Source organism: Vibrio sp. VP6 (assembly GCF_028823755.1).
Taxonomy (GTDB): Bacteria; Pseudomonadota; Gammaproteobacteria; order Enterobacterales; family Vibrionaceae; genus Vibrio; species Vibrio parahaemolyticus.
Genome location: NZ_JAPEID010000001.1, coordinates 13,307 through 26,688 on the forward strand (window position 1 = coordinate 13,307; position 13,382 = coordinate 26,688).

Genomic DNA, 13,382 nt, shown 5'->3' on the forward strand with positions numbered 1-13,382 from the left:
AGGCTGCGCGACAGGCAGGAGAAGATAAAAAGGCCCTAAATAGGCTGAACCCATGCGTTTGAAGTATAGCTGGGCGTTGGTGTTGTTATTATCTGGCTGTCAATTGACCCAGCCAAATTCGTCCACCACTCCAACTCCAGAAACCAACAAGTCAGAGCAAACTGCTAAGCAGAATGCCACTAAGACTAAATCTAAAAACAAACAATCTTTGGCGAAAGATTCTGCCAAGGATACGCCAAAAGTTCTCTCCCCTCAGGAACAAGAAGATGTGTGGCAACGTATTGCTATGCAGCTTGAAATGGACATCCCAAACAACAAGAAAGTGGATTATTACCGTACGTGGTATTTGAAACACCCAAACCACCTGTACACGGTATCTAAACGTGCAGCGCCATTTCTTTACATGATCACGCAACGTATCGAAGAACGTGGGTTGCCAATGGAGCTTGCTCTTCTACCGGTTGTGGAAAGCTCATTTGACGCTTTCGCTTACTCGCACGGTAGCGCAGCAGGTTTGTGGCAGTTTGTTCCAGGCACCGGGAAAATGATGGGGCTTGAACAAAACTACTGGTATGACGGGCGTCGCGATGTCGCTGCCTCTACCGATGCTGCATTGGATTATCTTGTTCAATTAAATGAACGTTTTGACGGAAACTGGGAACACGCAATCGCAGCCTACAATAGTGGCGGCGGTGTGTATCTAGCGCTATCCGTAAGAACAAAAAATTGGGTAAACCTGTCGACTTTTTCTCTTTAGATCTGCCAAAAGAGACCAGTAGCTACGTGCCAAAACTTCTCGCTCTTGCGGACGTGGTGGCAAACCAAGAAAAGTACGGTATCGACATTCCATCTATCCCAAACAAACCAGTGCTGACGTTGGTCGATCCGAAAGAACAACTGGATCTCGCTATCGCTGCTGATTACGCGGGCATCGGGGTAAAAGAGCTGCAAAGCTACAACCCTGCCTACAACCAATGGTCCACCGCACCAGAAGGGCCTCATCAGCTTCTTATTCCTGTGGAGAAGAAGGATGCGTTCTTAACTCAAGTTGAGAGCAATCGCGGTAAAGGCATGAAAGTCGCGCGTTACAAAGTCAAATCTGGCGACTCGTTGAGTATGTTGGCGAAGAAATACGGTACGACCTCAAAAGTGATTCGTCGTGCTAACGGCCTGTCGAACAACAACATTCGCATTGGCCAGTACTTACTTATTCCGACGTCAACCAAAGACGATTCAAAGTACGCACTTACAGCGCAAAACCGTTTGAACAAAACGCAATCGCAAGCTCGTGGCCAGCTGAAACTGTCACACGTTGTGCAATCGGGTGAAAGTTTGTGGTCTATCGCTCGTGACAACAAGGTATCACACAAATCGCTAGCAAAATGGAACGGCATGGGACCAAAAGATACCCTGCGCGTCGGTCAAAAGCTGGTGATTTGGAAAAAATCAGACCAAGGCGCCGTGATTCGTACCGTGTTCTACAACGTTCGCTCTGGCGACACCATCAGTGGCATCGCAAGCAAATTCAAGGTGAAGAGCAACGACATCGTAAAATGGAACTCGCTGCATAAGCAGAAGTACCTAAAACCGGGTCAAAAACTTAAGCTGTACGTAGATGTAACTAAGGTAAGTGTATGAACCCGTCAAGTAACCCACTCGTAATGTTGTTGGATATATTCCGTTCTCCAACCTCTTGTTTTCTTGCGCTTTATCAGCGTGGTGGTTGGGGATGGCAACCTTTCATCTTTTTGATGCTAAGCCCATTCCTATTTTGGGGCGCGTACTTTTCGAACGTTGATTTTACGTGGTTAAGTGACCAACTCACTGTACAGTTCCAACAAATCGACCCACAGCAGATTGAGCTATTGGAACCAAACACGTTGATGGCAAGTGCGATCATTAATGACGTGTTCAATCGCTTTGCGACGCTTTTGTTGCTTGCGTTTTGGTTCTTCCTTGCGACTAAAGCAAGTAAACAACAATACGGTTATTGGAAATGGTTTGCGGCATCGTGCGCCATTTTGTTTCCAGCGGTATTGGGCGACATTGCAAGCTACGCAAGCTTACTATTGAAACATGGTCAGGTAATGACCTATGCGGCGGATCTCAACAGTCTCAATGGCTTACTGAAGTTGCCACTCACCAACGAATGGTCTCACTTTGCTAGCTCACTGCCACTTCTGTTGCCTTGGTACATTGTTCTAGGTTACGGCGTGGTATTAACGTGGACTGAATTTGAACGCGGACAGGCTCTGGTGATTTCGAGCCTGCCTTGGATCGCGTTTTACGTGATTTGGGCGTTGTACATCGTTATCGCTTAAGCTGACTAACGCTAATCGTTAAGCGTAAACGACACCAGTAATGGATTATGATCGGAAGCGTCGCTCTGCGGCGCTTTCGCATTTTTCAGCGTTAATCCGCGGTAGAACACATGGTCTAGCGGCAAGCCCGTAATAAACTGCGTACGATGATCTGGCGAGAACTGTACTTCTCTCAAATTTGCTTCCCTCAGGGCCTGCTTCATGGCCGTAATCCGATATTCACTCCAACTATTAAAATCACCAGCAAATACGATTGGCCCGCTGTGTTGTTTAAGTAGCGTCTCAAGCGCAGAAAGTTGCGAAGTATATTCTTCCGTTCCAACGGTAAAGTTGATCGCATGCACATTGATAACGGCCAAGCTCTCACCATTACTTAAACGATACTGGCTGTACAACGCCGATTTTGGCAAACGCAACCACGGTTCTTTTGACGTGTACGCGCATGCTTTAATTGGCTGCTTTTGAGCAATACTAATCACGCCAGCTCCGCTGCCTAACGCTTTAAACGCGCTGACTTGGTTGCTGACCCAGCTGCCATCTACCAACCATTGTTTAAAACTGTCTGTCATGCTGGCTTCTTGCAGCAATAACAATTGCTTATCTGCCGAGAACAACTCCAGCTCAGATTGCCAGTTAGCGCGATTTTGCTTGTAGATGTTCCAAACTAAAAGGTTGAGTTCACCGTTATCGTCCAGAGCTTTTGCTCCGCTAAACTCTATACATCGAATATCTTCGGTAATTTCAGAACCAGTTTGTGTGATGATCTGTGGGTGTTCTGGCACGGTAAAGATGACTTGAAAACTCACTACCGTAGCCATGATTAGAAAGGCTAAAGAGAGAACAAAACGCTTAAACATGAGAGCGTACCTGAATGCATGAAATAAAAAAGGAGCCTTATTGGGCTCCCTTTTAGCTTAATCAAAAATGCAATTGTAGTGAAATCTTAAATCGCGTCTTCGTCTTCTTCACCAGTACGGATACGAACCACACGCTCAACATCCGTTACGAAAATTTTACCATCGCCAATCTTACCTGTTTGCGCGGTTTCGATGATGGTTTCTACGCATTTGTCTGCTACATCTTCAGTAACAACAATTTCCAGTTTCACTTTCGGTAGGAAGTCCACCATGTATTCCGCACCGCGGTATAGCTCAGTGTGGCCTTTCTGACGACCAAAACCTTTCACTTCAGAAACGGTCATCCCTGTGATGCCTACTTCAGCAAGTGCTTCTCGAACATCATCCAATTTAAATGGCTTGATAATCGCTTCAATCTTTTTCATGTTCATCCCTTAAGCTTCAATCGTTTGCGCATATTATCGTTTAGCGTCTCATAACATTCAATGTTTGTCTCTGGTTCATCAGCTAAAATCCTGAGCTCAATAAGGTTTATTAACTCGAGATAAAACAAAACCAGAGCAATGCTCTGGTTTGTAGATATAAGATAACGACGTGTTAATGCGCTTTTTACTTACTTCAAACTTGAGTAGTAAGCGGCAAGGTTTGCAATATCGTCATCAGAAAGCAGCGACGCCTGAGCCTGCATTACTGCAGCAAGACCACCGCTACGTTCTTTGTTTTTGTAAGCTTTGATTGAGCTCACGATGTACTGCTCGTTTTGCCCTTTCAAATTTGGGTAGCCTGGAATCGTCGCGTTACCGTCTGCGCCATGACATGCCGCACATACTGCAGCTTTAGCTTGTCCCGCAGCGGCATCACCCGCCAGAGCTTGGCCACTCAACATGGTTAGTGCAGCCACTGCACCGATCATTACTTTCTTCATTGCTTCACCTAATCGTTTTTTATTTGAGATAGTTATGGTCGATATTGTGACATGAATTACAAAGGCTTGCGCCAAATGAGTTCACAGTCTTGGCCACTAAATGTTTGATCCACAAACAAGTCTGCGACTGCAACAACTTGGTCTTTGTACATCAAAATCGGGATCTGACGACGTAACCAGCTTGGCACATTGTATTCTTGGAACAACTTTTTCAGTTTACGACTGCGATTACGTGTTGTGGGGTGTGCCGCCAAACCTTCGGGATTGAAAGTAACCCTCAATAACTCGGGGTGCGATGGCAGCGAAATATTTGGCTGATGAGAACCCGTACTAAGCGTTAACGTTCCCAAACTCTCAGGTAAAACCAGTGGCTCATCGATTTGGATATGGCCTTGCCAACTCGTCACATCGACATGAGGCGTAACCCAGTACAATTTGTTTTGGAAGCGTCGGATCTCTCCTTGTTTGAGTTTAAGCTTTGGATTGGCATCTTGTTGCGCCAATGCCACTTCTTGCCAAATCAAGCGCAATTGAGTTTGACTCGGCATATTGGCATTCAATTTACTCAACCACATACGAATCAAACGCGCTTGAGCTAATTCACTATGGATAGCTAACTCATCAATACTTAAGCTCAAATCCGCCTGTAGAGCACGCGCAAACACCGAACCTAGGAGCTCATCCAATAACGATTCTTGCTGAGCACATAAGCTTGCGCTTCGTTGCACGGCTTGATGAATACTCGGCCAACGCTCAGACAACTCAGGGACGATACGATGACGTAAAAAATTTCGATCGTAGCGCGTGTCTTGGTTACTTTCGTCTTCTACCCATTCCAAACCAATGTTCTTCGCCGTCGCTTCTATCTGCTCGCGCTTGGTGTTAAGTAGCGGACGAACTAATGTGCCACCAGCAAACGGCATACTTTCTGCCATCGAAGATAAGCCCTTAGGTCCACTTCCACGTTTCAACGCGAGTAAAAATGTTTCGACTTGGTCGTCGGCATGCTGACCTGTTAGCAATAAGTCGCCACGATTGATATGACGAGCCAGAGCTTCATAGCGCGCTTCACGTGCCAGCGATTCAATGCTCTCACCACTATTGGTATCTAGGTTCACACGCTCTACCGAGCACGAAATACCTGCTTGTTTCGCCCATACTTGACACTTATCGGCCCAAATGTCCGCATTTTCACTCAAACCATGATGAACATAAACCGCGTGGCAAGAGAGGGAGTTTTCTTCTCGATAACGGCGAAGTAACTCAAGTAACAAGCGCGAGTCCACACCACCACTAAACGCGACAACGACCTTCGTTTGAGGTTGAAAATAGGTGTTCAATACATGAGAAAACTGCTGGTAAAGCGATTCCATAAGCGATCCGATAGGTACAAAAAAGGGTTAGACATATGTCCAACCCTTTCTATTTTATCCGTTATCTCGCGAGATATCAGCAGTAACCATAGTTCATTAGACGTTGGTAACGGCGTTCACGTAGCGATTCTTCATCTAGCTGCTCAAGATCTTCTAGCTGACGAAGTAGCGTCGCTTTCATGTTTTCAGCCATTTTAACGTGATCGCGGTGCGCGCCACCTAGTGGCTCTTCGATGATCTCATCAATTAGCTCAAGTTCTTTAAGGCGAGGAGCAGTTAGACCCATTGCTTCTGCTGCTTGAGGCGCTTTGTCAGAATCACGCCATAGGATTGAAGCACAACCTTCTGGAGAAATTACTGAGTACGTAGAGTACTGAAGCATGTTCACGTAGTCGCCTACACCAATAGCTAGTGCACCGCCTGAACCACCTTCACCTACAACGTTACAGATTACTGGAACTTTAAGGCCAGACATCACTTTTAGGTTTTTCGCGATAGCTTCAGATTGACCACGCTCTTCTGCACCAACACCTGGGTATGCCCCAGCTGTGTCAATGAATGTGATGATTGGCATGTTGAAACGCTCGGCCATTTCCATCAAACGTAGTGCTTTGCGGTAACCTTCTGGCTTTGGCATGCCAAAGTTACGTCGTACTTTTTCTTTTGTCTCACGGCCTTTTTGGTGACCAATGATCATCACAGGACGACCTTCAAGACGTGCAATACCACCGACAATCGCTTTGTCGTCTGCGAATGCGCGGTCACCCGCGAGTTCGTCAAACTCTTCAAATACGTGTTGAACGTAATCAAGCGTGTACGGACGTAGTGGGTGACGAGCCAGTTGAGCTGTTTCCCATGCACCTAGGTCGCTGAAGATCTTCTTCTTAAGTTCTAGGCTCTTCTTCTCAAGCTGTTCGATTTCTTTATCCAGGTCAATTGCAGAATCACCACCATGACGTGATACGTCACGTAGTGCTTCGATTTTCGCTTCTAGTTCTGCAATTGGCTTTTCAAATTCAAGAAAGTTTAGGCTCATCTATGAATCCTTGTTGACTCAGCGTCTGACATATTGCGCTGAATTTTTTAGTTAAATTCGAGTTCTACCTGGCTTTTGCCAAGCAACTGTTTTAAATCGTCTATTAATGTATCACTTGGCGTTACTCGCCATTCGGTGCCCAATGTTAACCGCGCTCTGGCGTCGGCACGCTGGTAGTATACATTGACGGGTACGGTTCCGGCTTTGTGCGGTTCTAAAATACGACTAAACTGCTCAAAGAATTGATCATTGATCTGGTTCGCATCAATTGATACCGACAGACCACGTGCGTATTTTTCGCGCGCGCTGCCGAGATCCATAACTTCACGCGCCGACATTTTAAGGCCACCGTTGAAGTCATCAAAGCTGACCTGTCCCGAAACCACCAAAATTCTGTCTTTTTCGAGAAGTTCAGCATACCGATCAAGTGCATCGGAGAACAGCATTACTTCCATTCGACCACTTCGGTCGTCCAACGTCATGATACCAATGCGAGTACCTCGCTTGGTTGTCATCACTCGCGCAGCAATAACTAAACCTGCTACCGTTACCGATTGATCGCGACGTGTTGGGGTCGCGTCCTTTAGTCGACAACTGGTGTATTTGTTTAGTTCCTTTAAATACGCGTTAATGGGGTGCCCGGTCAAATATAAACCGAGAGTTTCGCGCTCCCCTTCTAGCCAAACCTTTTCTGGCCATGGTGGCACTTGCGTGTATTTATTCTCAACTTCTTCTGGTGCATCGGTCAACACACCAAACATATCGCCTTGGCCAAAGGCCTCTGCTTGGTGATGTTGGCTGGCCGCTTTAACGGCATCGTTCAGTGACGCCATCATCGCCGCTCGATGAGGGCCAAGTCGGTCAAGTGCACCTGCATAAATCAGCTTTTCGATGACGCGTTTGTTAACACGTTTGAGATCGATACGAGCACAGAAATCAAATAGGTCTTTAAAGTGACCACCTTTGTTTCGTGCTTCTAGTATCGCATCGATAGGGCCTTCACCCACACCTTTGATTGCACCGATACCGTATACAATCGCACCGTTTTCATCAACGTTGAAACGGTATAAACCGGAGTTGATGTCTGGCGGCAACACGGTGAGTTTCATGCGGAAACATTCGTCCACCAGACCAACTACTTTTTCGGTGTTATCCATATCGGCTGTCATTACCGCCGCCATGAATTCAGCTGGATAGTGCGTTTTAAGCCACAGCGTTTGGTAAGAAACCAGTGCGTAAGCCGCTGAGTGCGATTTGTTAAAACCGTAACCTGCGAACTTTTCTACCAAGTCGAAGATTTTCATCGCCAACTCGCCATCAACACCGTTCTTCACTGCCCCTTCTTCGAAGGTTGCACGCTGCTTGGCCATTTCTTCCGGCTTTTTCTTACCCATCGCACGACGCAGCATGTCCGCACCACCAAGGGTGTAGCCAGACAAAACCTGCGCAATCTGCATTACCTGTTCTTGATACAGAATGATGCCGTACGTCGGATCGAGGATTTCTTTTAGTGACTCGTGTTGCCACTTTTCATCGGGGTAAGAGATCGCTTCTCGGCCATGTTTACGGTCGATAAAGTTATCTACCATGCCCGATTGCAACGGACCCGGACGGAACAAGGCCACCAATGCGATGATGTCTTCAAAACAGTCAGGCTGAAGTCGTTTGATCAGCTCTTTCATACCACGCGATTCAAGCTGGAATACCGCAGTGGTCTCTGAGTTTTGGAGTAAGCGAAACGAAGCCGGATCTTCCAAAGGTATCGACTCGATACGAACAGGAGGTTTACCTTCCTTCTCCAAGCGCGGGTTAATCAACCCTAATGCCCAGTCGATAATGGTTAGAGTACGTAGGCCCAAGAAGTCAAACTTAACCAGACCAGCAGTTTCTACGTCGTTCTTATCAAACTGAGTTACGGGGAAATGCCCTTCCGCATCCGCATAAATTGGCGCAAAGTCTGTAATCGTGGTTGGTGAAATTACAACACCACCCGCGTGCTTACCGGCGTTACGTGTACAACCTTCTAATAGGCGACACATATCGATGAGTTCTTTAACTTCCTCATCGGCCTCATAAAGCTCAGGCAGAGCAGGCTCGGCTTTAAACGCTTTTTCTAGCGTCATACCTGGATCTGGCGGAACCAGTTTCGAAATACGGTCAACGAAACCAAATGGGTGACCAAGAACACGACCAACGTCACGGATTACCGCTTTCGCCGCCATCGTACCGAATGTGATGATCTGAGATACGGCATCGCGACCGTACATTTCGGCAACGTGATCAATCACTTGGTCACGCTTATCCATACAAAAGTCGACGTCGAAATCGGGCATGGATACACGTTCTGGGTTCAAGAAACGTTCGAAGAGCAAGTCATATTCAAGCGGATCAAGATCGGTGATTTTCAGCGCGTAGGCCACCAAAGAACCGGCACCCGAACCACGACCAGGACCGACTGGAATCGCGTTGTCTTTCGACCACTGGATGAACTCCATTACGATCAAGAAGTAGCCTGGGAACCCCATTTGGTTGATTACGTCGAGTTCGATTTGTAAACGCTCGTCGTATTCTGGACGGCGCTTTTTGCGCTCTTCTTCATTAGGGAATAGGAACTCTAGACGCTCTTCCAAACCTTCTCGCGACTTCATGACCAAGAATTCAGTTTCTTCCATCCCTTCTGTTGGGAAGGCTGGCAAGAAGTATTCACCCAAACGAACGGTCACGTTACAACGCTTGGCGATCTCGACACTGTTTTCTAGCGCTTCTGGAATATCAGCAAACAGCTCACACATTTCCTCTTCAGTGCGAAGGTACTGCTGCGGGCTGTAATTTTTTGGTCGGCGTGGATCTTCTAATGTGTAACCATCATGAATCGCAACACGAATCTCGTGCGCATCGAAAAGGTCTGCACTTAGGAAAACCACTTCGTTTGTCGCGACCACGGGCAAGTCATGTTGCTCAGCGAGATCGATGGCAAAGTGCAAGTACGTCTCTTCATCCGGACGGTCTGTACGAATCAATTCTAGATAGAAACGGTCCGGGAAATGCTGTTTGTAAAACTCTACACAGCTTTCAACCAGTTTACGGTTACCTTTAAGCAGCGCTTTGCCGATATCGCCATTTTTAGCACCAGAGAGAACGATTAAGCCTTCTGACATCTCGGCCAGCCACTCCCTGTCAATCACAGGTTGGTGCTGAACGTGGCCACGTAAATACGCTTTGGAAATCAGTAACGTGAGGTTCTTGTAACCTGCATTGTCGGCAGCAAGTACTGTCAGCTGGGTCAGTTCTTCACCAAATTCATCAGATTGCATTTTGAAATCTGCACCGATGATCGGTTTAACGCCGGAGCCATGCGCTGTGCCATAAAACTTCACCAAACCACATAAGTTGGTGAAGTCAGTCAAAGCCATGGCAGGCATACCAAGCTCGGCGACTTTCTTGACTATCGGTGGAACTTTATTGATACCATCCACCATCGAGAAATCACTGTGAATACGAAGGTGGACGAACTTGGGATCTGACATTAACAGGTACCGTGTAACTCTATTTTGTTTGGGATTCTAACCTAAAGGGGGCTGGGTTTATAACACCAATCCGCCCAATTTATTAATCTAAGCCTAAAGCTTTCTTTACTGGTTTGAAGCTCTTACGGTGCTCGCTTATCACACCATGTTGCTCAATTGCTTCAAAGTGCGCTTTGGTTGGATAACCTTTGTGCTTCGCAAAGCCGAATTGCGGATATTGTTTATCCAGCTCTTCCATCTCTTGGTCACGCACAACTTTAGCAATGATGGAAGCGGCACTGATTTCAGCCACTCGTAAATCGCCTTTCACCACAGCTTGAGAATCCATCGGTAGCTCAGGGCAACGATTACCATCGATCAGCGCTAAATCAGGCTGTACCTTCAATCCCGCAATCGCACGTTGCATGGCAACCATGGTAGCTTGCAGAATATTCAGTTCATCAATCTCTTCGGGAGAGCAACGGCCTACCGCCCACGCTAGCGCTGTTTTCTCGCTCAGCTTCTTAGAGTCATTCAAGCCTTCGATTGGGTTATTGGGATCGAGGATAACTGCAGCGGTGACGACATCTCCAACCAAAGGGCCGCGTCCAACTTCATCGACTCCGGCGATCAATTGGTAACCTTGTGGGTATTCAAACGGAGGGAGCTCTACTTTTGCTTTTGTCGTTTTTGCTTTCGCGACCATGGTACTTCTCTATTTTTCAATCAATTTCAATACTGCATTCGCAGCTTGTTGATCCGCGTCTTTACGAATCCAATGATGCATTTCGGTGAACTTATCAAGCATTGGCTTATTATCACTCTCTAGCAAACGAGAAACTTCATTGAACAAGTTGTCTGGTGTGCAATCGTCTTGAAGATACTCTTTAACCAGTTCGTCATCTGCGAGAATATTGGGTAGTGACACGTACTTAGTTTTCAATAGGCGCTTGGCCAGAAAGGCGGTAAAGGCATTGACGCGATAGCCAACAACCATAGGACGTTTAAGCAACATGCACTCTAACGCTACCGTTCCAGATGCTAGCATTACCGCATCAGAGGCTGTAATAACATTGCGAGCCGTATCATCCACCAATTTGAAATCAAGCTCGGGCGCATGCTCTTTCCACGCTTGCTCAAATTGCTCTCGACGTTTTTGATTAACTAGCGCAACTACAAAGCCCAAACCTGGGTATTTTTGGTGCAGAAGCTTGCACGTCTCAATGAATGGTTGAGAGAGCATCTTGAGCTCACTACCACGGCTACCCGGTAAAACTGCTAACCATTTTTTGTCTTGTTCAAGTCCTAGCAGATCTCGCGCAGGCGCTTGCTCAGATTGCAAAGGAATAGCATCCGCTAAGGTGTGGCCGATAAACTCACAAGGCACGTTAAATTTATCGTAAAACGCCTTTTCAAACGGTAGAAAAGCCAGTACCAGGTTGGTCGCAGCCTCGATTTTGAAGATACGCTTTTGACGCCACGCCCATACTGAAGGGCTCACGTAGTGCACGGTTTTAATGCCTGCTTGCTTTAAATCTAACTCTAGACGCAAGTTAAAATCTGGCGCATCAATACCGACAAAAACATCTGGCGGGTTCTGGGTGAAGTACTTAACAAGCTCAGCTTTTACTTTTAACAAACGAGGTAATCGTCCAAGCACTTCAACTAAACCCATTACAGCTAACTCTTCCATATCAAAAAGAGATTCACAGCCTTGCGCGATCATCTTTGGCCCACCGATGCCAACGAACTCTGCATTCGGGTATCGTTCTTTCACTGCCTTGATAAAGCCTTCCCCTAGCGTGTCACCAGATAACTCGCCAGCAATGATGCCAATACGTAATGGTTTTTCCATATCGATTTCGCCCTATGTACTATGGATAAGGGATTCCTTATCCATAAAACACAAAAAGACCGCAGCCCTAATTGGGCGCGATCTTTTCCACTTATTGATTCATTCGTGAATTAACGAATGATACCACGTTCCGTTGTTTCTAGAATGTCAGAAAAACGCTTCACTGCAGGCCATTCTTGTGCCATTTCTGCAAGAATTGGTTTCACTTCTTCTAGCGTTTTACCAGAGCGGTAAATTTCTTTGTACGCTTTTTGTAGTGCTCGAATTTCTGGTTTCTCAAAACCATTGCGCTTCAAGCCAACTAGGTTCAAACCAAACGGCGTAGCATGGTTACCTTGAGCAAGTACGTAAGCAGGTACGTCCTGAACAACCGCAGAACAACCACCAACGTATGCATAAGCGCCTACCGTACAGAATGGGTGAATAGCAGAAAGTGCCATTACACCAGCGTGATCTTCTACTGTTACATGGCCACCTAGAATCGCATTGTTACCAATGTGAGTATGGTTGCCTACTACGACGTCATGCGCGATGTGCGCATTCACGCACAGTAGGTTGTCGTCGCCAATCACTGTTGTCGCTTTGTCTTGCACAGTACCACGATGAACCTGAACCGCTTCGCGAATCACATTACGGTCACCGATAACCACGGTTGTATCTTCGCCACCATACTTCTTGTCCTGGTTTTCTTCACCAATCACTGCATGTGGGAAAATACGGTTATCTTTACCAATTTTGGTATGGCCTTTGATTACTACGTGAGACATGACTTCAGTACCTTCACCAATCTCCACCGTTGAGGTGATATAGGTAAAAGGACCAACCGTCACGTTAGCGCCAATTTTTGCGCCTTCTTCTACCACCGCAGCTGGGTGGATTTTAGCGGTTTCATGAATCATATTAAAACTCTCGACGAGCACACTTCAGCTCTGCTGAACACACTACTTCGCCGTCTACTTTTGCTACACCGCTAAATGCAGCAATGCCACGACGCTCTTTTAGAAATTCAACTTCAATAACCATTTGGTCACCAGGAACCACAGGTTTACGGAATTTCGCGCCGTCTACACTCGCAAAGTAGTACAACTCGTTTTCTGTCGGTGCACCAAATGATTTAAATGCTAGTAGGCCAGTAGCCTGAGCCATAGCTTCCAGAATCAACACACCTGGGAATACTGGTAGTTGAGGAAAGTGACCTGTGAACTGAGGTTCGTTAACCGACACATTTTTAATTGCGTGAAGGTACTTCGCTTCTTGGAAGTCAATCACTCGGTCGATCAATAAGAATGGGTAGCGATGAGGTAGTAGCTCTTGAATTTCAGAGATGTTCATCGTTTTCTTTTCAGTAGTCAAAGTCGTCTTCCTATATCAATTCTCTTAACCAAGATGGCAAGGCAGCGGCAAAGGCCGCAAACTGGGGAATGCCTGCAAAGTGTATACCAGCTTGATAATAAATCTACTAATAGCGCGTCATTATAGAAGAAAAAGACCCGCATTTCGCGAGTCTTT

The 13,382-nt window shown here is 46.5% G+C and carries 11 protein-coding genes and 1 pseudogene; 2 read left to right on the forward strand and 10 right to left on the reverse strand.

Annotated features, from left to right (window positions below; all coding sequences use genetic code 11):
* The first annotated feature begins 52 nt into the window (after window positions 1-52).
* Window positions 53-1,638, forward strand: a pseudogene (locus OU793_RS00065) (LysM peptidoglycan-binding domain-containing protein).
* Window positions 1,635-2,321, forward strand: coding sequence for a YIP1 family protein (locus OU793_RS00070; protein ID WP_005494291.1), 687 nt, complete (start codon window positions 1,635-1,637; stop codon window positions 2,319-2,321). The pseudogene OU793_RS00065 and the gene OU793_RS00070 overlap by 4 nt, the downstream one beginning before the upstream one ends.
* 11 nt (window positions 2,322-2,332) lie before the next feature.
* Here the strand turns inward: OU793_RS00070 and OU793_RS00075 are convergent, their stop codons facing one another.
* The 10 genes from OU793_RS00075 to fabZ form a co-directional block, all read right to left on the reverse strand.
* Entirely contained in the window at window positions 2,333-3,178 is an 846-nt protein-coding gene (locus tag OU793_RS00075; protein ID WP_020838642.1) for an endonuclease/exonuclease/phosphatase family protein, read from the reverse strand.
* 86 nt (window positions 3,179-3,264) lie between these two features.
* Window positions 3,265-3,603: a nitrogen regulatory protein P-II gene (gene glnB / locus OU793_RS00080; protein WP_005436810.1), complete on the reverse strand. Its 339-nt coding sequence runs from the start codon at window positions 3,601-3,603 to the stop codon at window positions 3,265-3,267.
* Window positions 3,604-3,791: 188 nt separating this feature from the next.
* On the reverse strand, window positions 3,792-4,103 hold the full coding sequence (locus OU793_RS00085; protein ID WP_005494285.1) for a cytochrome c: 312 nt from the start codon (window positions 4,101-4,103) through the stop codon (window positions 3,792-3,794).
* A 56-nt stretch (window positions 4,104-4,159) separates the two neighbouring features.
* Window positions 4,160-5,476 (reverse strand): tRNA lysidine(34) synthetase TilS, encoded by a 1,317-nt coding sequence (tilS, locus tag OU793_RS00090; RefSeq protein ID WP_159404039.1) that lies wholly within the window; start codon window positions 5,474-5,476, stop codon window positions 4,160-4,162.
* Between the two features lie 76 nt (window positions 5,477-5,552).
* Window positions 5,553-6,512 (reverse strand): acetyl-CoA carboxylase carboxyl transferase subunit alpha, encoded by a 960-nt coding sequence (accA, locus tag OU793_RS00095; RefSeq protein ID WP_005480969.1) that lies wholly within the window; start codon window positions 6,510-6,512, stop codon window positions 5,553-5,555.
* Between the two features lie 47 nt (window positions 6,513-6,559).
* Window positions 6,560-10,039 carry a DNA polymerase III subunit alpha gene (dnaE, locus tag OU793_RS00100; protein ID WP_159404038.1) on the reverse strand — a complete coding sequence of 1,160 codons (3,480 nt, stop codon included), beginning with the start codon at window positions 10,037-10,039 and terminating at the stop codon, window positions 6,560-6,562.
* Between the two features lie 82 nt (window positions 10,040-10,121).
* A complete protein-coding gene (gene rnhB / locus OU793_RS00105; protein ID WP_274647713.1) occupies window positions 10,122-10,724 on the reverse strand; it encodes a ribonuclease HII in 603 nt (200 codons plus the stop codon).
* Between the two features lie 9 nt (window positions 10,725-10,733).
* Window positions 10,734-11,873 (reverse strand): lipid-A-disaccharide synthase, encoded by a 1,140-nt coding sequence (gene lpxB, locus OU793_RS00110; protein ID WP_005456712.1) that lies wholly within the window; start codon window positions 11,871-11,873, stop codon window positions 10,734-10,736.
* Window positions 11,874-11,983: 110 nt separating this feature from the next.
* Entirely contained in the window at window positions 11,984-12,772 is a 789-nt protein-coding gene (lpxA, locus tag OU793_RS00115) for an acyl-ACP--UDP-N-acetylglucosamine O-acyltransferase (RefSeq protein WP_005456706.1), read from the reverse strand.
* A gap of 1 nt (window position 12,773) precedes the next feature.
* Window positions 12,774-13,226, reverse strand: coding sequence for a 3-hydroxyacyl-ACP dehydratase FabZ (fabZ, locus tag OU793_RS00120; protein ID WP_005456699.1), 453 nt, complete (start codon window positions 13,224-13,226; stop codon window positions 12,774-12,776).
* Window positions 13,227-13,382: the final 156 nt, after the last annotated feature.